This is a genomic window from Hymenobacter sediminicola, from assembly GCF_014250515.1.
Lineage (GTDB): Bacteria > Bacteroidota > Bacteroidia > Cytophagales > Hymenobacteraceae > Hymenobacter > Hymenobacter sediminicola.
The window spans coordinates 3,578,243-3,601,569 of the sequence record NZ_CP060202.1; the positions used below are offsets into that span (position 1 = coordinate 3,578,243).

Genomic DNA, 23,327 nt, shown 5'->3' on the forward strand with positions numbered 1-23,327 from the left:
TTATCTAGCGTTGCATGTTTTTCTTCATTGAGGAATCAACGCCCAAAAACTGATGCCTGAGCACGCCAAGCCATGTGTAAAAAACAGTATCTTAGGGCCTTCTATTTTCTTTGACTTTTCCATTTCCAAAGCACAATTTATGTTGCAAACCTTTACCTCCTCGCGGCGCACATGGCGGCCGGCCCTGTTGGGCGGCTTGCTGTTGGCGGCGGCCGGGTCGCCATTATCGGTGTCGGCTCAACGCGTGTTGTGGGCCGATGCGACCGAAGCATTGCCTACTGCTGCCCGCACCACCACCCAAGCCCTGCGGCAGTACCGTTCCGTAACCATGCAGCTGCCTGCCATGCGCGCTGCACTGGCAGCGGCTCCGGCAGAAGCCGGTTCGGGCGCTCGTAATTCCAGCACGGTTATTTCGCTGCCACTGCCAGATGGCAGCTCGCAGCGCTTCCGTATAGTGCAGGTGCCCGTGATGGCACCACAGCTGGCTGCAAAATACCCGCAGATCCGCACGTATGAGGCGCAGGGCATTGATGACCCTAGCGCTACGGCCCGCCTCGATATTTCGCCGGCTGGCTTCCACGCCATGATTACGAATGCGTCGCGCACCATCTTTATTGACCCTGTTTCGCCGACCGACAACACCCACTTGGTGTTTGACCGGACGTCTATGAATAAGGACAATGTGCGGTTCGAGTGTCTCACGTCGGGGGCTGCCATTGGTGCCGCTGGCTCAGTGCTGACACCGCCGATGCCCGCGGCCATTCCGAACGGCACGACGCTGAAAACCTACCGGCTAGCCGTTTCCTGCACCGGCGAATACGCCGTGGCTGTTTGCGCTCCGGCTGCTCCCACTACAGCTCTGACTCTCTCCAAAATCGTTACGTCGGTTAACCGCGTGAGCGGTGTGTATGAGAAGGAAGTAGCGGCCCGCTTGGTGTTGATTCCGAAAAACGACACGCTCGTATTCCTGAACGGTAGCACGGACCCCTTCACGAACAACTCCTCGACTACTCTCCTGACGGAAAATCAGGCTGTTGTGACGGCCCGTATCGGTGCTGCCAACTACGACATCGGCCACGTATTTGCGACGGGTGATGGTGGCGTAGCCCAGCTGCGCAGCCTGTGCGCTACCAACGGCAAAGCCCGCGGTATGACCGGCCGACCAGCTCCCTTCGGTGACGCCTTCGATATTGACTACGTGGCCCACGAAATCGGCCACCAATTCGGTGGCAACCATACGTTCAACGGTACGATTGGCTCGTGCAGTGGCGGCAACCGCTCGGCTTCTGCAGCCTATGAGCCTGGTTCCGGCACGACCATCATGGCCTATGCCGGCATCTGCGGCGCCGACAACACGCAAAACAACTCCGATCCATATTTCCACTCCTACAGCTTCGATGAGCTAGTGGCCCACATGGCGGCTGGCGGAAACTGCGGTGTGAACACGCCTACCGGCAACAATGCGCCAGTAGTAAACGCGGGTGCCAACTACCGCATTCCGCTCAGCACTCCATTTGAGCTGACCGGCTCAGCCACTGACCCCGAAAACGATGCCCTGACGTATAGCTGGGAGCAATTCAACCTAGGTCCGGGCGGTGCCCCCAACTCGCCGACCGGCGATGCGCCTATTTTCCGCGCTTATGCCCCGGTGGCCTCTCCTACCCGTACTTTCCCTGCTACCCTGACGCCAACTGGTGCTCTGGGCGCGCTGCTCACGAACACGCAGGTGCGTGGTGAGCTTCTTCCTTCGTACGCTCGCCGGCTGGTGTTCCGCTTTGTGGCTCGCGACAACCGCGTAGGCGGTGGCGGGGTCGATTATGACTCGATGAACGTAGCTGTAGTTGGCACGGCCGGTCCGTTCCTGGTAACGCTCCCCAACACGTCGTCGGCTTCGTGGCAGGCTGGCGCACCGCAGCAGGTAACTTGGGACGTGGCGAATACTACCGCGGCACCCATCAATGCTGCCAACGTAGATATTCTGCTCTCAACAGATGGAGGCCGCACGTTCCCTACCACTTTGCTGGCTAATACGCCGAATGATGGGTATCAGAATGTGACGGTGCCTACTTCCGTAGCCGCTACCACCACTGCCCGTATCAAGGTGAAGGCTTCCGGCAACGTGTTCTTCGACCTGTCGAACCAGAACTTCTCTATTACGAACTCCGGCGCGCCCACCTTCTTCCTGGCTCCGGTAGCTACGCAGATTGCCGCATTTTGCCCTGGCGCTTCCTCCACGTTTGACCTCAACGTAGGTCAGATTCAGTCGTTCACTGGTCAGGTAGCTCTGTCAGCAACCAACCTGCCAGCAGGTATAACGGTTACGTATAACAACGCAACGACGGCTGCCGGCACCACGGTACAGGCAACGGTTGCGGTAGCCGCTGGCACCGCTGGCGGTACGTACACTATCAACCTGACGGGCACGAGCGGCAGCATCACCCAGACGCAGCAGTTCACCTTCACGGTGCTGCCTAGCGCTACTGCAGCCGCTGTTCCAGTAAGCCCAGTTGCGGCGCAGGTAGTAAGCCCCCGGCCCCGCCTTACGTGGAGTGCTGTGCCTAACGCAACGGCCTACGAGGTACAGGTAGCGTCTGACGCCAGCTTCGCAAACGTGCTGCTCACCCAGACCAACGTAACCGGCACCAACTTCACGGTAGCTTCGCTGCCTCTGACCACCGGCACTACTTACTACTGGCGTGTACGCGGTACCAGCCCCTGCGGTATTGCTCCCTACTCGGCAGTTTCTTCGTTCCAGATTGGCACGCTGTCCTGCTTCACGGCTGTTGCAACGCAGGTTCCGGTGAACATTCCGTTTGGTGCTACGCCAACCGTAACGTCGGTCATCAACGTGCAGAATGGCGAGCGGGTGGGCAACATCCGTATTCGCAACCTGGCCATCACGCACCCCGATGTAAGCGAGCTGACCATTTCGCTGACGAACCCAGCGGGCCGTACGGTAGTGTTGCTGGCGAATGCCTGCCCCGGCACTTCCGATATCAACCTGACGCTGAGCGAAGATGCTGCTTCGGCTATTACTTGCCCGCTTACCGGCGGCGCTACCTACCGCCCGGCTAACTCGCTGGCAAACCTCCTCAACGATGCCGCTACCGGCAACTGGACACTGAGCATTGCGGACAACAACCCGAGCAATGGTGGCCAATTGACTGGCTGGACGCTGGAGCTTTGCACGCTGGCTGAGCCGCCTGTAGCACCAGCCTCCCTGACGGCTCTGCTGAACGGCGTAACGAACAACCGCGCAAACGTAGACCTGATCTGGCTGGACAATGCCACCAACGAAACCGGCTACCAGGTGGAACGCACGGGCGCCGGCAACACCGTCTACACCCTTCTGGCTACGTTGCCCGCTAACTCGACTTACTACGCGGACCAGATCAGCGGCGCCAATGGCAACTACTGCTACCGCGTACGGGCCATCAGCGGGGCTGCCACTTCGGCTTACTCCAACGAAGCCTGCGTTAACGTAACAACACTGGCTACCCAGAACGAAGCGCTGCTACGTGGTGTGGAAGTATATCCTAACCCTAGCAATGGCCTGTTCCAGGTGAAAGTAGACAACGCTCAGCGTGGCACTGTTACGCTGCGCGTGACGGATGCTCTGGGCCGCACGGTGAGCCGCACTGCGCTCAGCAAGGCAGGCGCGCCGCTTCAGCACGCTCTTGACCTGAGCAAGCTGAGCAGCGGTGTATATCAGCTGCACCTAGATATGCCGGAAGGCACAGCCGTAGTGAAACTGCTGAAGCAATAAGCAGCGGCTGCTTTCTCATAAAAAGGGCGGCTTCCCACTGGGAAGCCGCCCTTTTTATGTCTCGTCGGTTCACATGCTTTTTGAGACAGAAACACTACAGTTCACTGTTTTATGCGGCTGGATTTTGCTCAGCGCAATACGTCCTACTTGAGACCCTACTAGAACCGGTAGCGGGCCTGAGCTTTGAACTCCGTACGACGAGGGCCCTGAATTTCTTCGAGGCCTGAGCCGACAGTGTTCTGGTAGCGGTAGTGGGTTTCGGCCAGCCGCAGCCAGAACGTGAGGTGACGGCTGCAATTGATTTCGGCAATGCCGTAGATGCGCGTGCCCTGCCCCGAAAGTGCCGGCACCGAAAACGCATACAGCACGTCCTGCTCGAACACGTATTGTCGGGTGTCGTAGCTGTCGGTATCGAAGATGGCATAGCGGGCCGTGAGACGCAGCCGACGGCCTACCGCAACGGAAGCGTCCTGCGCCAGCACATAGCCCCGCTGCCATGGGCCATTATCTTCGCGGTAGCGGCTGGCCTGCACCCGTGTGCGCAGCCCCAGAATGAGCGTCGGGTTAGCATCGTAGTACAGCAGCAGACTCTGGCGCGTAGTCGGTACGGGCAGGGGAGCCGGCTGGTCGGTGCTGGCATCATAGTCTTTCTGGCGGCTCCGAATCTGAGCGTAGAGCAGGCTGGTTTTCGTGGGCGAATACGCCACCCGCACCAGCCAGTCGTGCCCCGCCGAAGGCGCTCCTACCCCATATTTCAGCCACGGAAACCGAAATTGGTCGTAGTAAGCCGACACCTCCCAGCGCGCTACCGGCCGCAGCTTCAGTCCCAGATACAGTCCGCTTTCGTTGATGTTGCGGGTGTTTTCGCTTAGGGCGTTACCATAGAGCGTATGAAAGTCGCGGGAGTAGTGCCGCACCAGCGCCGATACATCAATAGCAGGCGCGAGACTGGCCAGCACGCCATTTACCGTGCCCCAGCCGCCGCTGCTGCTGCGCGCCGTTTCGCCAAACAGCAGCACATTGCCCCGTACGTAGCTGTAGTGCGCCCCTAAGGCCAGATTGTGAGTTCCTCGAAACTCGTATTGGTTGTACAGTTCGGGCCGACGCTGAATCGCCTTATCAAAATGCGTATCGACGGCCGTGAGGCCGGCGGACAGGTGGCCGCTGCGGCTGGTGTAGCCCAGGTTGCCGCCCGCTACGGTTTCGCGCAGCGTTTGGCGGTTCGCCAGCTCACTGGCCGTCCGGTGAAAACCAGTCAGCAGAAAACCCGACGAAAACTCATCAAACTCCGCTAGGGAGTCGGCGGCCTGCTGCACATTGGCATCTACCCGCTTGCGCGATACAAAACCGGTAGCGCGTACCGTAGGCGACAAGCTTACGGTAGCAGCCGCACCCCGGAAGAAGGTACTTTCCAGGATGGAGGAATAGGGCCGCACGCCCACCGAACTGCGGCGGAGCGTGGTAATGGTTTCGGCCCCCTTGCCTACCTGCAGCCCCGACGACAATAGCAGCCCCTGTCCAAACTGTAGCTGATAGTCGCCGACGGCCAGCGTGCGGAGCTTACCCCGCTCCTGCAGCACAAAGTGCGCCGACAGGAAATCTGGGCCGTAGGTGCGGGCTGTGGGGTTCCAGAGCAGCTGTTCGCCCGCGTCTTTTTCGGCAGTTATGCCCAGGCTAAAGTCCTTGGCGTGGCTGACGCGGTAGCGCAGCATCAGCTTATCGGGCGAACCTAAGTAGCGAGTAGGCCCCTGGCCTAGGCTGTCGGTGGGGGCAGTAGTGTAGCCTTTGCGGGTTTGCAGCACCCGCTCGTAGCGCATAAACAGCGCATTGTTGTCTTCCTTAAACACCCGCTGCCACAACGGGCCGCGCAACGCATTGGCGCCCCCGGCAGCCTGCGCTGTCACGAAAGGAGCTATGCGGTAGATACTGCGCAAATCGAAGCTCGGAACGGCCTGCAGTTCGTAGAGGCTGAGCAGCGGCCCGCGCTGCTGGCGGTATTCCAGCAGCTTACTGATCTGGTTTTCGGACAGCAGCAGCAGGCCCCGCAGTTCTTCCCGAGAAGCTGAATTCAGGCTGAGCGGCGTCTGGTAGTACTGAAGCAGCGTTTCGTAAAGGTCCTCGTAGGGCACTTGGTCACTCTGGATTTCAGCAAACAACTCCTGCGTCAGCCGGTCTAGGTCGGCGGCGGGGCGCACGTACTCCTGGGCCTGGGCTGCCAGGGGCAACAGCAGTGCCAGTACTGCCGCAACCCGCCGCTTTGCGCCGCCGGTTTTAGTATGAGGCAACATGGTGCGAGGCGCGAAACCAAACGCGCTGCACTGCGATACGCGGGCTGACCTCATGGCTGCTTCCCGCTGAAAGCCAGACTAACGCCTAAGTGCTGACTTAGCCCCAGCGCCATATGCCAGGCCGCCGCGTAGTCGATTTGGAGTGCACCGGCCCGAAAGCCTACGCCTCCGGTCGTCTCCTGCGTGAGGGTACGCAGTCCGGCCCGCAAGGCCAGTGCGTCAATCACGCGGTATTCTAGGCCGGCCTTAAAATCGGCTGACTGCTCTACTTCCTTCTCGGTTTCGATGTTGAGCAGCACTTTGGCAGTAGGCCGATACGAAAGGCCCGCCTTGAGCACTGTGGGCACCCGCTCCTGCTGATACTCGGCGAGTTTGGCCTGGTTCAGGTTATAGAGGTAGGCCCCGAATACCAGCCGCTTAGGCACCAACTCGGCCTGCCCGCCCAATGATACGGCCACTGCCCGCTTGCTACCCAAGCCTTCGATGCTTACCTGGAGCATATCTACGCGGCCACCGATGCTCACGAGGCCGCCTCGGTAGCCGTAGCCGGCTCCTATGCGCTGCTCACTGTAGAGCTTGCCGCCAAACCGTTCTGCTTCAAACCCCACTACTCCGTGGGTGGCCTGGCCGTTCCCCACCTTGCCCAAGGGCACCGCTGCTGCCAGTGCTACTGTATTCAGAGCCGACAATAAGTAGCGGTTTTCGGCGTACACGCCCACAGTTGGGGCGCTTATCTGGCCTAGTCCGGCCGCGTTGTTGCCGATGGCCCATACGTCGCTGAGCGTGACGGAGGTATTGCCCAGCGCCGCCGCTCGGGCCCCTCTTGTGCCAGGGCCATTGCCCTGAGCGTAACCCGATACTGCCAGCAAAAGCAAGCAAGCAGAGCACACGTAATTCTTCAGCATAGATATATAAGATAAGACGAATGAAATGTAGTATAAAAACCCTGAGCATCAAAGCCTGAGGCACTTTCGCGCAATTTTATTCACGGCAACCGCCACGCCTTAAATGGCGCCACTGCACAGGCGAAATCGGCGCACGATAGTGCGGGAGCTCAGGCTAAGCAGTCAGCAGCTTCCACCAGGAAGTCCAGTCCCAGTCGTTGTCAGTCGGGAAGCAGGTTTCGTAAGCAAAGCTGAGCTTCAGGTTGTAGGCAATTAGCAGCACCAATCCCAGGGCCAGCACCCCACACCAGCGCGAGTTGGCTCCTCGCTGCAGCGCCATTCCTAGTGGAAGCGCCAGCACCGGCAAAAAATCAACGAAGCCACGGTGTCCATAGCTGCAGCCCAGCGTGTAGGCCCACCACGCCGCGTAGGTGTAAGAAACGCCCAACGCAACCACCGCCACCAGCGCCGCCGTAGCCGGGCGGCTGCGCCATAGCAGCACCAAGCCTACGGGCACCAGCAGCAACACCGGATTGTAGAGAAACAGCCCGTCTTCGGGCGCCAGCCACACTTCCAGCAGCTTGGGGCGGGCCCAATATGGGAAGCCTTCCTGCCCATAACTGTACGTGAGCATGGATCCTTTGAGGTACTGATAGTAGGCCAACTGAGGCAGCAGCAGCAGACCTACGCAGCCGACCAGTACTGCCAGCACCCGCAGGCTCAGCAACTCTCGTAGCCGCTGCCGCAACCCGGCACTATCGGCCACTCCCCATAGTAGCAACGGCGCCGCCCACACAGCATCAATTGGGCGCAGGGCCACAATGAGGGCCAGCCCTAGTCCAATCTGCAGCCATATACCCAGCGCGGAGTTGCGCCCTGTGCTGGCTGGCTGAAGGCGGTGCAAGCCGTGCAGCAGCAGCGCAAAGGCGAAAAAGGCATACACGTGTGACATGCCCGTTTCGATGATGGCGTAAAACCCCAGGTTGGTACCCAGCAACAGCAATGCCAGCGTAAGCACCGCCTGCTTGCCCGGCAGCCATTGCTGCAGCACCCGCCATAGCAGCCCCAGTCCCAGCAGCACATACCAAACTGCCGCAATGTCAATGGATTTGTGCTCCAGTTTGGAGAAACCCGTCTTTTCGGTGCTCAGAGCGTGGGCCGTCAGCCAGAATGGGCTTTGCAGCAGCGCTACTCCATACGGGTACTTGGTTATCACCTTGCCGGTAGTTCGGTCCAGCTGAAAGCCTTTGCCGGTTTTAAACTCCACGCTATCCGGAAAAGCGCGGGCATCGAAGCCGTAGAGAAAGGTAGCTGGCAGGTACACATAGTAGCCGGCTTTGTCGGCCCACACCTCGCTTTTGTAGGTGAAGCGGCCCGCTTTGGACGTGGCGTGGCGGTTGAGGGTGAGCACCAGCAGGGCAGCGGCCAGCACCAGCCAGCAGCCTGCGGTGCGGAGGAAGGCAGCCGTTATTTGCATAGAAAGCAGGAGGTCATACGAGCCGCAAACAACGGGAAATACCAGCGTATTCCGACGCATCACTGGCTGTTTCCAACGCAAAACGCCCCAACATCTTCCGATGCTGGGGCGTCTGTTAGCTTCAGCGCGAAGCGGGCTGCTTACATGCCAGCCGCTGCGCCTTCTTTGGCTTTCTTCTTCTTGACTTTGGTTTTCTGACCGTCTTCGGTCTTCACCTTCATCTTTTCCACGTCGCTTAGGCCAGCGGCCGAGGCCGTAGCAGCGCCTACGCCGGGGTTGGGGCCGTTATTTACTACGGTCATTTCATCCACGATGTGCTTGGCACCGCCCAGCTTCTCGATGCACCACAGCACGTAGCGGATATCCACGTTGATGCAGCGCTTCAGCTCGGGGTCGTAGGCCAGGTCGCCGGTCATGGCTTCCCAGTTGCCATCGAATGCCAGGCCAATCAGCTCACCCCGGCCGTTGATAACGGGGGAGCCAGAGTTGCCGCCCGTGATGTCGTTGTCGGTGATGAAGGCGACGGGCAGGTTGCCTTCCTTGTCAGCAAACCGGCCGTAATCTTTCATTTTCAGAAGTTCCAGCTCTTTCTGAGGCACTACAAACTCCGGGTTGGTGGCGTCTTCCTTTTCCAGAATGCCCTGGGCCGTGGTTTTGTAGTCGTAGCTCACAGCGTCGCGGCCTTTATAGGGGCGTACGGTACCATAGCTCAGGCGGATGGTGGAGTTAGCATCGGGTGAATAGACCTTCTGCGTGTTTTTCTCGCGCAGCGCGGCTACATACAGGCGGTTAGCGCGCGTCAGGCCGCTCTGCAGGGCCTGCATTTTGGGCAAAATATTCTGGGTGTAGTTCGTGTACACCGAGTTGAACGTCTTAAAGCCAGGGTCTGCCTCCAGCTTCGCCAGCGAAGGCGCGGCCAAGAAGGTATTCACCTTGGCTTCCGAGGTCAGGAAGGAATTGGCATACACGTAGTCGGCGTATTTTTGCATGGAGCCGCCGTACTGCTTCTTTACGGTCTGGAACACGTCGGGCTGCTGCTCGGCGGGCACGTCTTTCATGTACAGGCCCATCAGCGCGGCAAATACCTTCTTGTCAGTAGAGGCGCTGTAGTCTTTGAAATACTCAGCTACTGGCTCCTTCAGGTCGGCGGTGGCTTTGCTGATGGCAGCTTTGTCGGCGGGAGTGGCTTTGAGGGCCATGTACAGCGGCATCATGCGCGAAGAAAGCGTGATGATTTCGGTACCGAAAGCAGCCTCGTTCACGTAGTTGGCGCTCAGGTTGTATTGGCGCAGACCGGCATAGGCTTGGTTGATGCTGTTCAGAGCTTCGCCGTACTGTTGGCCACGGGCCGGATCCTGGGCAATCCACTGCATCAGAGACGCTTCCTCGGCTTTCTTGGCATCCACCGTTTTCAGACGGTTCATGCCTTCATTCTGGCCGATGAAATACTTCCAGTAGTTGGCTATGTTGGCGTATTTCGAGGCATACTTCAGGCGCAAAGCGGCGTCCTGGTCCATGTCTTCTTTCCACAGCTTCAGGCGCGTGTCACGCAGCTTGATGCGGGCGGGGTTGCTCTGGTCGAGCGTCATCTGCAGACCGGCAGCAGGCAGGAAGCGCTGCGTGCGGCCCGGGAAGCCAAACACCATGGCAAAGTCGCCTTCATTCACGCCCTGCAGGCTTACGGGCAGGTGCTTCTTGGGCACGTACGGAATGTTGTCGGCCGCGAAGCCGGCAGTAGGCTTGTTGTCTTTGGAGGCGTACACCCGGAACATCGAGAAGTCGCCGGTGTGGCGGGGCCACATCCAGTTGTCGGTGTCGCCACCGAACTTGCCCACGGCTTCGGCCGGCGCACCTACCAGGCGCACATCACCGAAGCGCTGGTACACGAACAGGTAGTACTCGTTGCCGCCGAACATGTCGCGCACGTAGGCGACGTACTGGCCGTTTTCTTTGGCCGCGTCGGCCATTTCCTTCTGGCGCTTCTGCACCGTGGCTACCCGCTCGGGCTCAGGCGTGGCGGCCGTGACGCCCTCCAGCACCTTGCCGGTCACGTCTTCCATGCGCACCAGAATATCCACGAACAGACCTGGATTAGTTTTTTCCTCGGCACGAGTGGCCGCGAAGAAGCCTTTTTCCAGGATGTTGTTCTGCGGGGTGCTGTGGCTCTGGATGGCGTCGTAGCCGCAGTGGTGGTTGGTGAGCAGCAAGCCCTGGCTGCTGACGAACTCGCCGGTGCAGAAACCGCCAAGTTGCACTACCGCATCTTTCAGCGAGGCATTGTTGACGTCGTAGATTTCCTCGGCCGTGAGCTTGAGGCCTTTCTTCTGCATGTCGGCCTGGTTGAGCCGTTTCACGAACAGGGGCAGCCACATGCCTTCATCGGCACGGGCCGTGAGGGGCAGTAGCAGCGTTAGCAGCAGGGCCTTGGCCCAGTTGTTCTTGCGCATAACAATGAGTGGGAATTAGGGAAAGGAAACCGGGCGGCCTCAATCGGGCAACCCGCCTCCAAAGCTACGAAAAGGCGGTGCAACCCATAGGCAGCTAGCTGCGCAAAAATTTACCCCGAAGCGTGCCTGTGCTGGCGGCCTCTCCCGGATTTATTCCGCACCGTTTCCGGTTCTTTGTGGCATGTCGTTCTTGTTCCGCCAGTTTTTCCTGGGCTTGCTCTGGGTGTACCGTCACCTGATTTCGCCGCTCACGCCGGCCAGCTGCCGCTATACGCCCACCTGCTCGGCCTACGCGGTGCAGGCCATCGAAAAGTACGGCCCGTGGCGTGGCGGGCGGCTGGCACTGCGCCGCATAGCCAGTTGCCATCCTTGGGGCGGCCACGGGCACGACCCAGTACCGTAAGCAGATACTCCACTAGCGTTGCTTACGCCGCTACACAGGCCAAATAGCAAACGCGCCACCTCATGGGCGCATGTTCCGTACAAGGCATAGTCAGCTGCTCCGGCTCTTTGGGTCGGGCAGCTTTTTTTTCACTTATGCTTACTTCCGATGCCCAGAATATTTCTGCTTAGCCTTGGCCTGATTACGATGCTGAGTACTGCCTGCTCGCAGGCACAAAGCGACACGGCCAAGGAAATGAACGACTCTCCTAAAACCGAAAAGAAAAAAGACAAGAAAGGCAAAAAGGACAAGGCAAGCAGCGGTCCGGTGGCTTCTCTGCAACCAGTAGGTGAGTTGCAGGGCGGCATTCCGGAAAGCTCCGGGCTGGCACATGGCGGCCGCCCCGGCACCTTCTATACCCACGGCGACGCTGGTACCAGCTCTACTCTGTACCTCATCAATGAGCAGGGCGAGAAGTTGGGTGAGCGGGAATTGCCCGTCCGCAACATCGACTGGGAAAGCCTCGCTGATGATGGCAAAGGCACTGTTTTCGTGACGGATGCTGGCAACAACAATAACTCCCGCCGCGACTTGGCCATTTACCGCGTCAATCCGCAACAGCCCAACAGCGTTGGCAAAATCAGCTTCCGCTACCCCGACCAATCGGCCTTCCCGCCCGCAAAAGAGGAACGCAACTTTGATTGTGAAGCCTCGCTCTGGCACGACGGCAAAGTATATCTGTTCACGAAAGACCGGGCTACACAGAGCACCAGCAAAGTGTACAGCGTATCAGATCAGCCCGGCTCCTACGTTGCCGAGCTGTTGGCTAAGCTGCGTATTTCCGGCGAAGTAACCGGTGCCGACCTCAGCCCCGACGGCCGCCACTTAGCGCTGCTGGGCCGCCAGGAGCTGTATCTCTTTGAAGGGAATGACCTGAATGGCGCACTGAAAGCCACACCCAAAAGCGTTTCTTTGAAAGGGGCCGGCCAAACAGAAGGGGTTCTGTTTCTCGACAACGGCACGCTGCTCATCAGTACCGAAGAAGGTGCCCTGTACCGGTACAATCTCTGATACTCCAGTTATATTTAAAGTTCACAAAAAAGCCGCCTGCTCTAAAGCAGGCGGCTTTTTTGTGAACTTTGCATTAGGCCTTAATAGCCTTTTTATCCTTGGCTTCCTGTTCCTCCAGGTCGCGGGGGGCGTAGCCATAGGGGTTCTTGGGGTCTTTGCCGGCCCGCCACAGCACCCACAGCCCCACCAGAATCAGCGGCAGGCTTAGGAGTTGGCCCATGTTCAGGGGCAGCTTATCTTCAAAGGCTTCCTGGTTTTCCTTCAGGAACTCACCCAGGAACCGCTGAGTGAACAATAGCACCACAAACAACCCGAATAGCAAGCCGCGGGGCGTGCGGTCCTTGGTGCGGTTCCACATGCCGTATAGTACCAGCAGCAGCAGAATACAGAAGGCAGCTTCGTAAATCTGGGTAGGGTGGCGCGGCACCGCCATCGGCGAATCGGCCGCGACGGGCGTGCCAGCAGGCAGCAAGCGGTACCCGCGGCTACCATCGGCGTGCACAATAGGCTCAGCAGCTACTTGTACAGCACCGGCCGGCAACGGCTGCACAGCTGGCTTGAGGTGTTCCGCGTCACGCACAAACACAAACCCCCAGGGCTTGTCGGTAGGCTCACCCACGATTTCTGAGTTCATGAGGTTGCCCAGGCGAATCATGGCCCCACCCAACGCTACTACAATCACAATCCGGTCGAGCACCCAGAGGTAATCGAACTTGTTGTTGCGGGCAAACAGGTAGGTAGCCAGCAAGATGCCCAGTGTGGCGCCGTGGCTGGCCAGGCCGCCTTCCCAAATCTTGAAAATCTCCCAGAAATGCTCACTGGTGAGATAATATGCCGGGTCGTAGAACAACACGTGGCCTAAGCGGGCCCCCAGGATGGTGCCCACCAGCATATAGATGGTGATGACATCAACCCAGCGCGGCGACACCCGCTCTGACTTGTAGATGTGCGACAGAATGAATGTGCCGAACACAAAGCCCGACATAAACAACAGCCCGTACCACCGTAGCGTCAGCGGCCCGATATGGGCCAGAATGGGGTCTTTATCCCAGGCGATGAAAGCAAGAAAGGAGAGCATGGTTACGAAAAAGATGGAAAGGATTCAAAGGTAGTCAGACATTCAATTTCTAACTGCGCCTCTGCTCTCACTCTGATGCGGCGCAGACTGTAGCAGGCGCCACTGGCTAATCGGTGGGCAAATAGAGCTGGGATTGACTAGACTCCGCTGAGCGTGGCGTGGCACCGTCGCCGCTCAGCAACAACACGATTATCAGCATAGCGGCGTAGCTGGGCCAGCGTAGCCAGGTAGGTAGCGGCTGACGATCTGCGGTGACCTTAACCACGAGCCGGGCGCGCACGCGGCTGTAGAAAAATGGCCGGGGCTGAGCAGATGGCTGATTGCGCCACTGGCGCAACAGGTTTCCCCATTCTTCATCGGCTGGGGGCCGGGTGGCAGGATCAGTCATGGCGCAAAGAAAGATGGGTGCGAAGCGTTTTGCGGGCCCGAAACAACAGAGATTCCACGGCCGGCACCGTGGTTTCCAGGACGGCGGCTATTTCCTCGTAGCTCAGGTCCTGTTCGTGGCGCAGCGTGAAGGCCACCTGCTGCTGACCGGGCAAGCGGGCAATGTGCGCCAGCAACAGCGCCACCTGCTGCTGCCCTTCCAGTTGCGCCTGCGGATGCGCGTGGTCAGGCGGCTCGTGCAGCACTTGGTTGTTGAAGCCCAGCAGGCTGGTGAAGTAGGCGAAGCGCTTCTGGGCCCGGGCCCGTTGCCGGTGTTTCAGAGCCCGCGAAGTAGCCAGCCGATACAGCCAAGTGCTCAGCGCAGCTTCTCCCCGAAACCGACCAATGGTTTGGTACACCTCCACGAACACCTCCTGCGCCACGTCCTCGGCCTCTTCCGGCGACTGGAGCAGTGCCAGCACCGTGCGGTAGATGCGGTTCTGGTAGCGTTCCACCAGCGTACGGAATGCGGTCTCACTGCCTTGTTGCAACTGTGCTACCAGCTCGGCATCGGCGGTGGCAGCAACGCTTTGTGCAGGAGCCAGAACGCCGTGAACAGCAGGCAGCGGAAGGGTATACACCAGGGAAGTGGGAACGGAAGGACAGAAAAGAAACCCACTCAGCACCCGGCTTTCACGGAACTACTGAGGCGACACCTGCTTAGGCCATATTAGCGCGCAAAACTTGCGCTGAGCCGCCATATTTCTCACAGAAAATTGACTATCAATTTATTGCACACCAAAATCTGCTATACCCTTTCCTCTAAAGCTCAGCTACCATCGGCCAGCGCGCTACAGCGCATTCAACTCCTCGGTGTAGCCGCCGCTCAGGATGGGGAAGCGCAGCCAGGAACGCGGGTCCACGTTGTAGTCGTCGAGGTGGAAACTGGGGGCGTACCGTTCGCGCTTCCACTGGTTGCGGCTCCAGAGACTATAGAAGCGTTTCACGTAGATTTTGAGCTGCTCTGGGTCAGCAGCAGCATCTTCCTGCACCAGAGTAGCCAGCACTTGGCGCGGGCTGAGCCGGTCATAGAAGGAAAGTCGCTCTATGCGGTTGAGCAGCACGTAGGGCATCAAATCCCGTTCATCGGTCTGCTTGTCTTCCAAGGGGCGCAACTCGGCGGTGGGCTGCAGGCTGTTCACGTGGCGCAGGGCCGGGTAGTTCAGCTCGGTTTCGGCCCAGCGCAGCCATTTCTTCACAAAGTCCTTGTCGACGCCAGCAATAGGCGAAATGCTGCCGGCCGTGTCACCATCCATGGTGCAGTAGCCTACGCTGGCCTCCGAGCGGTTAGAAGTAGTAATCAGTAGGCAGTTCTGCACGTTGGCCAGCAGCCAGATGGCAGGAGCCCGCACCCGCGCCTGAATGTTCTGCAGGGCTAGGTCATCGGTTTTCCAGGTCAGCTGGCGGTGGAGTGCCTGCTCAATCTTGCCAACGTAGCCGTCTACTTCGGCGTCAATTTCCCAGTTGTAAAACACTGCCCCTAGCGAATCAGCCAGCTCTTTTGCCGAGTTAAACGTGTCATCGGACGAGTTGACGGTGCCCTGATAGGCGCAAGTCAGCAGGCGTTGTGTGATTCGCTGATTGGCGGTTGTCTGTGCTCTGTTGGGCTCTGCTAGTGAAGCGTCTTTGGGGCCGGGGGCATCCTGGTCGGCTACAGCCACAGCCGGGCCGGCTATCAGCTCGATTTCCTCCGCCGTGAAGCAGCCGGATCGGCGCATAAATTCAGCCGTGCCTAGCTCTGCCGCACCCAAACGAACCATTTCGGCCACCGCTACGGCACACATGCACGAGTCGGCGCCGCCGCTCAAACTCAGCACAAAGCCGCGGCTGCGGGCCTTGCGCAAATAGTCAAACAGCGCCAGGCTCAGCGCTTGGTTCAGTTCCCGATACTCGTCGGGTGCGGGCAACGGCTGGATTTCTTCGGCACGAGGCTGTTCAGTGGCAAAATCCACGTCCACGCACTCCATATCTACTTCCTTGAAGCTCATAAGCTGGTTGCGCAGCAGCAAATGGCCGTTGCGGGCTACCAGAATTTCCCCATCGTAGACAGTACGGCCGGCTTCGTTGCCGAGCAGGTTAGCATAGAGGTAGGTGCAGTTGAACGTGCGCGAAGCCTTGGTCACCAGTTGGTAGCGCACATCGGTTTTGCTCATGGCAAAGTGGCTCGCCGACGGATTTACAATCAGGTCTACGCGGCCCATGAGGCGGCAGGCGGGGCGCACGTCATCAGGACGCCACGCATCCTCACAGATTTCAAACCCAAACTTCACACCCTGATGCTCGAAAATCAGGTCGCCGAGTGTCCACTCCTCCCCTTCCCACTGCACGGTGGTGGTTTCGCCAGCTGGCCAGGGCTGGAAAAAGCGTGGCTCGTAATGGACACCGTCGTTGGCGAGAAACTGTTTGGCCGCGAAGCCCAGAATCTGTCCGTCGCGGAGCACGGCGGCTGTGTTGTACGTTCGGTGGTTGAGACGGATGGGCAGGCCCACTACCACACAAATGCCATTGGTCCAAGGCCGCACCTGCTGCAGGTGCGCCAGCGCCGATTCGGGTAGCCAGTCGCTCAAAAACAGGTCTTCGCAGTTGTAGCCCGTCAGGCAGAGTTCCGGCAAGCACAGCAACTGCACGCCGGCTGCTTTAGCCTGCTCTATGGCCTCGCGGATAGTGCGCAGGTTGTGGGTCCAGTCAAACGGTATCTGGTTGAGGGCGGCGCCGGCTATTCGCATGGGTCGGGAGAAGGTTAGTCCTGCAAATCAACTCCATTTTGGCGGATTGGGTTGCTACTAAGTATTCACCAAAGCCCGGGGCCCTGCCGCAGAAACCACACATCGTCGTTTCTGCGGCAGGGCCCCGGGCTTTGGTGAATGGATGTTTGCGCGTTGCGCTACACGCCCAGCGTAGTCAAAGCCCGCTCGGCGGCTAGTTGCTCGGCCTGCTTTTTGGAAAGCCCCATCCCAGTGGCCACCACCTCATCGTCGAGCACGACAGAAGCCGTAAACTCCATCACGCCGCCGGGACGTGCTTCGCCGTTGAGTTCGTAGCGAATGGCTTTGCCGTGGCGCTGCGCCCACTCAATGAGTTTGCTTTTGAAGTTGGCCGTCGTTTCGGTGAGGGATTTCACGTCCACGTATGGCTTTACGAGGCGGCTAAGCACAAACTTGCGGGCCGCTTTGTAGCCCTGATCAAGGTAAACGGCTCCTACTAAGGCTTCCAGCGCGTTGCCGTTCACGGAGCGCGAACGGGCAGCACGCCCTTGGCCAGGGTCAAGCTGCACTAGTTTATCAAGACCAAGTTTCAGAGCCAGCGCGTTCAGGCTTTCCCGGTTCACGATACGGCTGCGCATCTCGGTCAGAAACCCTTCCTGTTCGTACGGAAACTTGCGGAACAGGTATTCGGCCACCACCGTGCCCAACACAGCATCCCCCAAAAATTCCAGCCGCTCGTTGCTCTGGTTGCGCCCAGCCTCTGTACCCTGCTGCTTCACCACCGATGAATGCGTGAAGGCCAAATGGTAAAGCCGCACGTTTTGAGGCGTGCGGCCGGTTACCGTAGCAATTGCTTGGCGGAAGGCCTTATCCTGGCCCAGCATCCGCCGAAAAAACCCGAACAAGGGCAAGCGGCTCATTGCGGCTACTCCTGAAACTTGCGGAACACCACCGAAGTGTTGTGCCCGCCAAACCCGAACGTGTTGCTCATCGCCACGTTCACTTCACGCGTCTGCGCGGCATTGAACGTGAAGTTCAGGCGCGCATCCAGTTCCGGGTCGTCAGTAGAATGGTTGATGGTGGGCGGTATCACGCCGTGCTGTATAGCCAGAATGCTGGCCACTGCCTCAATACCCCCCGCACCACCCAGCAAATGGCCGGTCATGCTCTTGGTAGAGCTGATGTTGAGGTTGTAGGCATGCTCACCAAACACCTTCTGGATAGCCTTGATTTCGGCTCCGTCGCCGAGCGGAGTGCTGGTGCCGTGGGTGTTGATGTAATCAACATCTTCCGGCTTAATGCCCGCATCGCGCAGGGCATTCTGCATAACCAGCACCACACCTTCGCCCGTTGGGTCTGGCGCCGTGATATGGTAAGCATCCGACGACAAGCCACCCCCGATAATTTCGGCGTAAATCTTGGCGCCGCGGGATTGGGCGTGCTCGAAAGCTTCCAGCACGAGTGCGCCAGCGCCCTCACCCAACACGAACCCGTCACGCTCCTTGTCATAGGGGCGGGAGGCTGTCAGGGCATCATCGTTCCGCTCGCTCATGGCTTTGAGGGCATTAAAGCCCCCAACACCTGCTTCCGTAATAGCTGCTTCGGAGCCACCTGTTACCACCGCATCGGCCATGCCGAGACGGATGTAATTGTAGGCAGCCACAATGGCGTCAGACGAAGAAGCGCAAGCCGAGGTAGTCACGAAGTTAGGACCCCGGAAACCATTCTTGATAGAGATGTTCCCCGACGAGCTGTCAGCAATCATCTTCGGAATGAAGAACGGGTTGTAGCGTGGTGTTCCGTCGCCCTTAGCGAAGTTGAAGCTCTCGTCCTGGAAGGTTTTTAGCCCCCCGATACCCGAGCCCCAGATAACTCCCACCCGATCCTTATTCACGCCTTCCAGCAAGCCGGCATCCTGGATAGCCTCGTCGCTGGCGATAACCGCAAACTGCGTGAACAGGTCCATTTTCCGACCTTCCTTGCGGTCAAAATAATCGTCTGGGTTGTAGTTCTTCACTTCGCAGGCGAAGCGGGTCTTGAACTTGCTGGCGTCGAAGCGGGTAATGGGCGCCGCACCGCTTACGCCGGTGCGCAGGCCCTCCCAGTAGGCCGGGACGGTGCTGCCTAGCGGCGTGATGGCACCCAGGCCAGTAACGACAACTCTCCGAAAAGCCATAGGCGGGCAGAGATTACGAAAAAGGTGAAAAAGCAAAACGGCCGGCGGCAGGCCGGCCGGAATGCGCGAAAACCGTAGAAAGTGCCGCTAATACTACTTAGCGTGCTCTTCGAGGTAGCTGATAGCCTGACCCACGGTGCCGATGTTTTCGGCCTGGTCGTCTGGGATAGACACGTTGAATTCTTTTTCAAATTCCATGATCAGCTCCACCGTGTCGAGCGAGTCGGCACCCAGGTCGTTGGTGAACGAAGCCTCGGGAGTAACTTCCGATGCTTCTACGCCTAGTTTGTCGATGATGATGGCTTTTACTTTTTCTGCAATTTCAGACATTTCCGTGGGGGTTTAGAGAAAACTCGCCACAAATAACACCATCTTCCCTAACATTTTCAAACATCGTCTTCCGAATCTTCCGGGTATAAGATTCTGGCAGGGGTGGTTCGTTTCGGGTTGGGAGGTGTGTACTTTTGCGAGCCACTGCTTTGGTGCTTGTCTATGAAAACCTTCACACTGGACGTAGAATACGAGTGCGACTTCGACCTGTTCGGGGTAGTTTCGTCGAGCCGGGAGCACACACTGGCTTGGCAGCTCAACCAAGCGCTGCGGCTGCGGCTCGTGAAGCAGCAGGACCTCATCTACGACCTGCTTAGCCAGGGTCGGCTCGTCATCAGCAACTACCTGCACGCTACCGAGCACTTCACGCTGCGCCTGCTGCGCAACCGCTCCATCGACCCCTCAGTGCTCAAAAAGCCCTTTCTGGCTCCCGATGTGAAGGAATATGATTATCTGATTCAGGTAAATAACGGCAGCGGCGAACTGGCCGGGGAGGCATTGCTTACTCAATTGACGGCCCTCCCAGTGGTGCAGTATGCCTGCCAATTTGACCCAAATTCATTGAAGTTTAAAGAAAATTTGCTCTTTTGAAGCCCGGACGCAGCGCGAAGCTCCCGCTCCGTGCATCGTTGAAAGCTGCCCGTAACTACGGCACGAACGATGCGCGAAACGGGAGCTTCGCGCTGCCAGCCGGGCCCGGCCCACGGGCTATTTTTCACTTGTCACCTGTCATCCTACTGCATGGAAACCCGGCCTCATTTTAATAAAACAAAAATCGTTGCCACCGTCGGCCCCGCTTCCAACACCTACGAAAAGCTGGGCATGCTCATGCGCGAAGGGGTGGATGTGTTCCGTCTCAACTTCTCGCACGGCACCCACGAAGACCACCTGTCTGTCATCAACACGGTGCGCCGCCTCAACAAAGACATGCGTATGAATGTGGGCCTGCTACAGGACTTGCAGGGCCCCAAAATCCGCCTCGGCGACGTGGAAGGCGGCGGCGTGGAAATCAAAGCCGGCGACAAGATCAAGCTGGTGTGTGGCGAGAAGGAAATCAGTACGGCTACGCGCCTGAGCACGATTTACCTGGGTTTGGCTCGCGACGTGAAGCCCGGCGACATGATCCTCATCGATGATGGCAAGATTGAGCTGCGCGTGCTGGCCACCGACCGGGACCAGGAAGTAGACGTGGAAGTTATTTATGGCGGCCTTGTGAAGCCTCGTAAGGGCATCAACCTGCCCGACTCCGACGTATCGGCGCCGAGCATGACGGAGAAGGACATTGAGGACCTGAAATTTGGCCTCGAAAACGACGTAGACTGGATTGCACTGTCGTTTGCGCGCCGCGCTGAGGACATCCGCTTTATCAAGAGCCTGATTGCAGAGAGCGGCAAGACGGCCCGCGTCATTGCCAAGATTGAAACGCCCGAAGGCCTCAAAAACCTGGACGAAATTATCGCCATTACGGATGCCGTGATGGTAGCCCGCGGCGACTTGGGCGTGGAAGTGAAGATGGAGGAAGTGCCGATGGCCCAGAAGCTGATTGTGGAGAAGTGCAACAAAGCCGGGAAACCGGTGATTGTGGCCACGCAGATGATGGAAAGCATGATTACGGCCCCCCGCCCTACTCGCGCCGAAACCAGCGACGTAGCTAACGCCGTGATTGACGGGGCCGATGCAGTGATGCTGTCGGCGGAAACTGCCGTAGGGGCCTACCCAGCCGAAGTGATCCGCTCGATGGTGGGCACTATTCTGAGCGTGGAAACGCGCCGCGATTCGCTGTACCACCACTGGTTCCCTATCGACCCGACATCACCTTCGTTCATGGTCGATAGTGTGCTGTCGGCGGCTTGCCACTTGGCCAAAAACACGGGGGCCCAGGCTATTACGGGCATGACGCACCGCGGCTACACGGCCTTCCAGATTGCCAAGTATCGCCCCAAGGCCAATATCTTCATCTTCACCGATAACCGCTCCCTGCTCACGACGCTGAGCCTAATATGGGGCGTGCGCGGCTTCTACTACGACCGGATGGTGAGCACCGACAGCTCAGTGTCGGATATCAAATACGTACTGACCACCACCGGCCACTTGAACAAAGGGGACGTATTTATCAACACAGCTTCCATGCCCATCAACGAGAAGGGCAAAACCAACATGGTGAAAGTAAGCGTGGCGTAATAGCAGGTTGTATTTCACGCAAAAAGGCCCGTCTGATAACTCAGACGGGCCTTTTTATACATATAGGATAACTAGTGCTGTAGGCGCAGTTGTTGTGGGATTTCTTCCTCGGCCTGCACTTCTACTATGTACAGGCCGCTTGCCAGCCGCTGGAGTGGCAGCGTAATGGTGGTCTGCCCAACAGCTAAGCGTCGGCCCAGTACGGCACGCCCCAGATTGTCTAGCACACGTACGGTGGTGGATACGCGCGCCGGGGCTAGCAGCGTGAGGATAGCTGTTTCGGTGGCCGGGTTGGGATAGAGTTGGAACGTAGCGGCTCGTTGCGCGGCTTTGGTAGGCAGCAGCGTAGCAAAGTCAGTACGGGAGCCGCAGGTCTGCACGCTGCCGCTTACGGTGCGACGAGAATAAGTAAGGCGGTGCTCATACTGCATCACCGGGCCTACTCCTTCGGCCACCAATTGGCTCCAGCCAGCGGCATCAATACCCGGTGTGTAGTTGTATGTGTTGGAGCCGAAACCACCATACAATACTTCCTGCCGCAGCAGCGCCGGTCCGCTACAGGCAACGCCAGGCCGGGTGGCTACCACTGGATGCCCTATCATTAATGTGTTGGAGCTGATAGCCTGCACTCGATACTCATACGCCAGCAGGTCTGAATTTACAAGCCGGGTCTGTGCGTTGGCGTAGTTTTGATTGCCGGACCAGCGCCCTGTACGACGTGAAGCAGACATACGCACCGTTGTGATAGGCGAGAGAGTAGTGCCGGTACCAGGGCAGCCCGGAGCATTGCTGTAGCTTATCTTGCTCTGGTGCTGAAACGTGTACACTACACTATCAGTCGTTACCTGCCGGGTCAGCACCTTGCGCAGCAGCCAGCCTTGGTAGCAGGGAAAAGAACTCACCATGATAGGCTCCTGGGCATATCCCAGTTCGTCGCTTGGCTGCAGATCCAGTAGCGTAAGCGGGTTGTAGTAGGTGAGGCCGGCGGGCGCAGGGCGGCGGGCCAGCGTGAGCATGGGAGCCGTGGCAGAGTATATTTTCAGGTCTTTCGGAGCCGAAACCAAGCCATAGTTCTTGCTCAACACTACCAGCACGCCCGGAAGGTTGCCCACCCGGAAAGTAACGATTGAGTCCTGCACGCCCTCAATTATGGCCACACCTTTCGATTGTAGCGTTGTCGTCACACCCACATCCATATTGAGACTTTGCCAGGTAGTGCCAACCCGCGCAAATGGCTTCATTACTACCCCATAGTCGAGACTGAATCCGTTAACAGTGCCACCGTTCCAGAACAACATATACGTGCGGTCCGCCGCATTGTAGCGTAGCTGTTGGCCGAACTGGTTATTGCGCGACTTTTGCCACTGGTAGCTGCTTGCGCGCCGCATGATGCGGTTAAAGTAATACACCGAGTCGGAGCCACTCACGCCCGCGGAATCGAGGCGCACTGTGAGAATGGTGTCAACGGAGGCGCCGCGGAAGGCATGCACGTCGCCATTGGGCCGGAAAGGTCGCCAGTTTTGGGCCGCGGCGCGCACACTGCATAAGCAGGCACATAGAATCAGCAAGAAGTATAGATGCTTCATAGAGATGATTTTACAAGAACAGAAATACAATAAGTCGCCCAAAAGATAGAGAATATTCGATATGAATGAAACGCGAGAAGGCCCCACACTTGCGCATGGGGCCTTCTCTATAAAGAGAGCAGAAAGTTACTGGTGCTGCTTAAGCGGCCAGCGACTTCACGAACTTAGCCAGCTTCGATTTGTTGTTGGCGGCTTTGTTCTTGTGGATGATGTTCTTTTTGGCCAGACGGTCCAGCATCGACGATACTTTCTTCAGCAGCTCCTGAGCGGCCGAAGCATCGGTGGTGGCGCGCAGCTTCTTAACAGCCGTGCGGGTAGATTTTGCCTGGTAACGGTTCAGCACGCGCTTAGCTTCGTTGGAACGGATGCGCTTGAGGGCTGACTTATGATTTGCCATGAGTAGGAGAAATGAACGTTCTGCTCGGTTTCAATTCGGATTGGGTGGGCAAAGGTAAGGCTTTGGATGGAAAGTGCAAACTGTAGCCACTGAATTTCCCATGCTTTTGTCTCCTGGCTGCTCCATTAGGGGC

At 58.3% G+C, this 23,327-nt stretch carries 18 protein-coding genes; 5 read left to right on the plus strand and 13 right to left on the minus strand.

Annotated elements, in window-relative coordinates; genetic code table 11:
• Positions 1 to 139 precede the first annotated feature (139 nt).
• A complete protein-coding gene (locus tag H4317_RS15320; protein ID WP_185887445.1) occupies positions 140 to 3,766 on the plus strand; it encodes a reprolysin-like metallopeptidase in 3,627 nt (1,208 codons plus the stop codon).
• Positions 3,767 to 3,924: 158 nt separating this feature from the next.
• Here the strand turns inward: H4317_RS15320 and H4317_RS15325 are convergent, their stop codons facing one another.
• From H4317_RS15325 to H4317_RS15340, 4 genes are all read right to left on the minus strand, one after another.
• Positions 3,925 to 6,054, minus strand: a complete 2,130-nt coding sequence (locus tag H4317_RS15325) for a ComEA family DNA-binding protein (RefSeq protein ID WP_185887446.1) — start codon at positions 6,052 to 6,054, stop codon at positions 3,925 to 3,927.
• Between the two features lie 50 nt (positions 6,055 to 6,104).
• Complete coding sequence (locus H4317_RS15330) at positions 6,105 to 6,959, minus strand: PorV/PorQ family protein (RefSeq protein ID WP_185887447.1); 855 nt, start codon at positions 6,957 to 6,959, stop codon at positions 6,105 to 6,107.
• 154 nt (positions 6,960 to 7,113) lie between these two features.
• Complete coding sequence (locus H4317_RS15335) at positions 7,114 to 8,415, minus strand: hypothetical protein (protein WP_185887448.1); 1,302 nt, start codon at positions 8,413 to 8,415, stop codon at positions 7,114 to 7,116.
• Between the two features lie 140 nt (positions 8,416 to 8,555).
• Positions 8,556 to 10,862 (minus strand): S46 family peptidase, encoded by a 2,307-nt coding sequence (locus H4317_RS15340; protein WP_185887449.1) that lies wholly within the window; start codon positions 10,860 to 10,862, stop codon positions 8,556 to 8,558.
• A 181-nt stretch (positions 10,863 to 11,043) separates the two neighbouring features.
• Here H4317_RS15340 and yidD point away from each other — a divergent pair, with 181 nt between their 5' ends.
• Positions 11,044 to 11,265 carry a membrane protein insertion efficiency factor YidD gene (gene yidD, locus H4317_RS15345; RefSeq protein WP_185887450.1) on the plus strand — a complete coding sequence of 74 codons (222 nt, stop codon included), beginning with the start codon at positions 11,044 to 11,046 and terminating at the stop codon, positions 11,263 to 11,265.
• A 147-nt stretch (positions 11,266 to 11,412) separates the two neighbouring features.
• On the plus strand, positions 11,413 to 12,315 hold the full coding sequence (locus tag H4317_RS15350) for an esterase-like activity of phytase family protein (protein ID WP_185887451.1): 903 nt from the start codon (positions 11,413 to 11,415) through the stop codon (positions 12,313 to 12,315).
• 73 nt (positions 12,316 to 12,388) lie between these two features.
• On the opposite strand, the gene lgt is transcribed toward H4317_RS15350, so the two are convergent.
• The 7 genes from lgt to H4317_RS15385 form a co-directional block, all read right to left on the minus strand.
• Positions 12,389 to 13,393 (minus strand): prolipoprotein diacylglyceryl transferase, encoded by a 1,005-nt coding sequence (lgt, locus tag H4317_RS15355; protein WP_185887452.1) that lies wholly within the window; start codon positions 13,391 to 13,393, stop codon positions 12,389 to 12,391.
• A 106-nt stretch (positions 13,394 to 13,499) separates the two neighbouring features.
• A complete protein-coding gene (locus tag H4317_RS15360; RefSeq protein WP_185887453.1) occupies positions 13,500 to 13,781 on the minus strand; it encodes a hypothetical protein in 282 nt (93 codons plus the stop codon).
• Entirely contained in the window at positions 13,774 to 14,400 is a 627-nt protein-coding gene (locus H4317_RS15365) for an RNA polymerase sigma factor (protein WP_185887454.1), read from the minus strand. The genes H4317_RS15360 and H4317_RS15365 overlap by 8 nt, the downstream gene beginning before the upstream one ends.
• A 210-nt stretch (positions 14,401 to 14,610) precedes the next feature.
• Positions 14,611 to 16,545 (minus strand): NAD(+) synthase, encoded by a 1,935-nt coding sequence (gene nadE / locus H4317_RS15370; RefSeq protein ID WP_185887455.1) that lies wholly within the window; start codon positions 16,543 to 16,545, stop codon positions 14,611 to 14,613.
• A gap of 158 nt (positions 16,546 to 16,703) precedes the next feature.
• On the minus strand, positions 16,704 to 17,444 hold the full coding sequence (gene rnc / locus H4317_RS15375; protein WP_185887456.1) for a ribonuclease III: 741 nt from the start codon (positions 17,442 to 17,444) through the stop codon (positions 16,704 to 16,706).
• Between the two features lie 5 nt (positions 17,445 to 17,449).
• Complete coding sequence (gene fabF, locus H4317_RS15380) at positions 17,450 to 18,700, minus strand: beta-ketoacyl-ACP synthase II (RefSeq protein ID WP_185887457.1); 1,251 nt, start codon at positions 18,698 to 18,700, stop codon at positions 17,450 to 17,452.
• Positions 18,701 to 18,793: 93 nt separating this feature from the next.
• Positions 18,794 to 19,030 carry an acyl carrier protein gene (locus tag H4317_RS15385; protein ID WP_019948606.1) on the minus strand — a complete coding sequence of 79 codons (237 nt, stop codon included), beginning with the start codon at positions 19,028 to 19,030 and terminating at the stop codon, positions 18,794 to 18,796.
• A 162-nt stretch (positions 19,031 to 19,192) separates the two neighbouring features.
• Between H4317_RS15385 and H4317_RS15390 the strand changes: the two genes are divergently transcribed.
• Both H4317_RS15390 and pyk read left to right on the plus strand, forming a co-directional pair.
• Positions 19,193 to 19,621, plus strand: coding sequence for an IPExxxVDY family protein (locus H4317_RS15390; RefSeq protein ID WP_185887458.1), 429 nt, complete (start codon positions 19,193 to 19,195; stop codon positions 19,619 to 19,621).
• 150 nt (positions 19,622 to 19,771) lie between these two features.
• The gene (gene pyk / locus H4317_RS15395) at positions 19,772 to 21,211 is read left to right on the plus strand and encodes a pyruvate kinase (protein ID WP_185887459.1); all 1,440 of its coding nucleotides are present in this window, start codon (positions 19,772 to 19,774) and stop codon (positions 21,209 to 21,211) included.
• 71 nt (positions 21,212 to 21,282) lie between these two features.
• On the opposite strand, the gene H4317_RS15400 is transcribed toward pyk, so the two are convergent.
• Complete coding sequence (locus H4317_RS15400) at positions 21,283 to 22,797, minus strand: T9SS type A sorting domain-containing protein (protein WP_185887460.1); 1,515 nt, start codon at positions 22,795 to 22,797, stop codon at positions 21,283 to 21,285.
• A 139-nt stretch (positions 22,798 to 22,936) separates the two neighbouring features.
• Entirely contained in the window at positions 22,937 to 23,194 is a 258-nt protein-coding gene (gene rpsT / locus H4317_RS15405; protein WP_044013973.1) for a 30S ribosomal protein S20, read from the minus strand.
• Positions 23,195 to 23,327 lie beyond the last annotated feature (133 nt).

Bases quoted from the DNA above. Each gene is read 5' to 3' on its own strand.
- H4317_RS15320 (WP_185887445.1), top strand. From the start codon at position 140: ATGTTGCAAACCTTTACCTCCTCGCGGCGCACATGGCGGCCGGCCCTG.
- H4317_RS15325 (WP_185887446.1), bottom strand. From the start codon at position 6,054: ATGTTGCCTCATACTAAAACCGGCGGCGCAAAGCGGCGGGTTGCGGCA.
- H4317_RS15330 (WP_185887447.1), bottom strand. From the start codon at position 6,959: ATGCTGAAGAATTACGTGTGCTCTGCTTGCTTGCTTTTGCTGGCAGTA.
- H4317_RS15335 (WP_185887448.1), bottom strand. From the start codon at position 8,415: ATGCAAATAACGGCTGCCTTCCTCCGCACCGCAGGCTGCTGGCTGGTG.
- H4317_RS15340 (WP_185887449.1), bottom strand. From the start codon at position 10,862: ATGCGCAAGAACAACTGGGCCAAGGCCCTGCTGCTAACGCTGCTACTG.
- yidD (WP_185887450.1), top strand. From the start codon at position 11,044: ATGTCGTTCTTGTTCCGCCAGTTTTTCCTGGGCTTGCTCTGGGTGTAC.
- H4317_RS15350 (WP_185887451.1), top strand. From the start codon at position 11,413: ATGCCCAGAATATTTCTGCTTAGCCTTGGCCTGATTACGATGCTGAGT.
- lgt (WP_185887452.1), bottom strand. From the start codon at position 13,393: ATGCTCTCCTTTCTTGCTTTCATCGCCTGGGATAAAGACCCCATTCTG.
- H4317_RS15360 (WP_185887453.1), bottom strand. From the start codon at position 13,781: ATGACTGATCCTGCCACCCGGCCCCCAGCCGATGAAGAATGGGGAAAC.
- nadE (WP_185887455.1), bottom strand. From the start codon at position 16,545: ATGCGAATAGCCGGCGCCGCCCTCAACCAGATACCGTTTGACTGGACC.
- rnc (WP_185887456.1), bottom strand. From the start codon at position 17,444: ATGAGCCGCTTGCCCTTGTTCGGGTTTTTTCGGCGGATGCTGGGCCAG.
- fabF (WP_185887457.1), bottom strand. From the start codon at position 18,700: ATGGCTTTTCGGAGAGTTGTCGTTACTGGCCTGGGTGCCATCACGCCG.
- H4317_RS15385 (WP_019948606.1), bottom strand. From the start codon at position 19,030: ATGTCTGAAATTGCAGAAAAAGTAAAAGCCATCATCATCGACAAACTA.
- H4317_RS15390 (WP_185887458.1), top strand. From the start codon at position 19,193: ATGAAAACCTTCACACTGGACGTAGAATACGAGTGCGACTTCGACCTG.
- pyk (WP_185887459.1), top strand. From the start codon at position 19,772: ATGGAAACCCGGCCTCATTTTAATAAAACAAAAATCGTTGCCACCGTC.
- H4317_RS15400 (WP_185887460.1), bottom strand. From the start codon at position 22,797: ATGAAGCATCTATACTTCTTGCTGATTCTATGTGCCTGCTTATGCAGT.
- rpsT (WP_044013973.1), bottom strand. From the start codon at position 23,194: ATGGCAAATCATAAGTCAGCCCTCAAGCGCATCCGTTCCAACGAAGCT.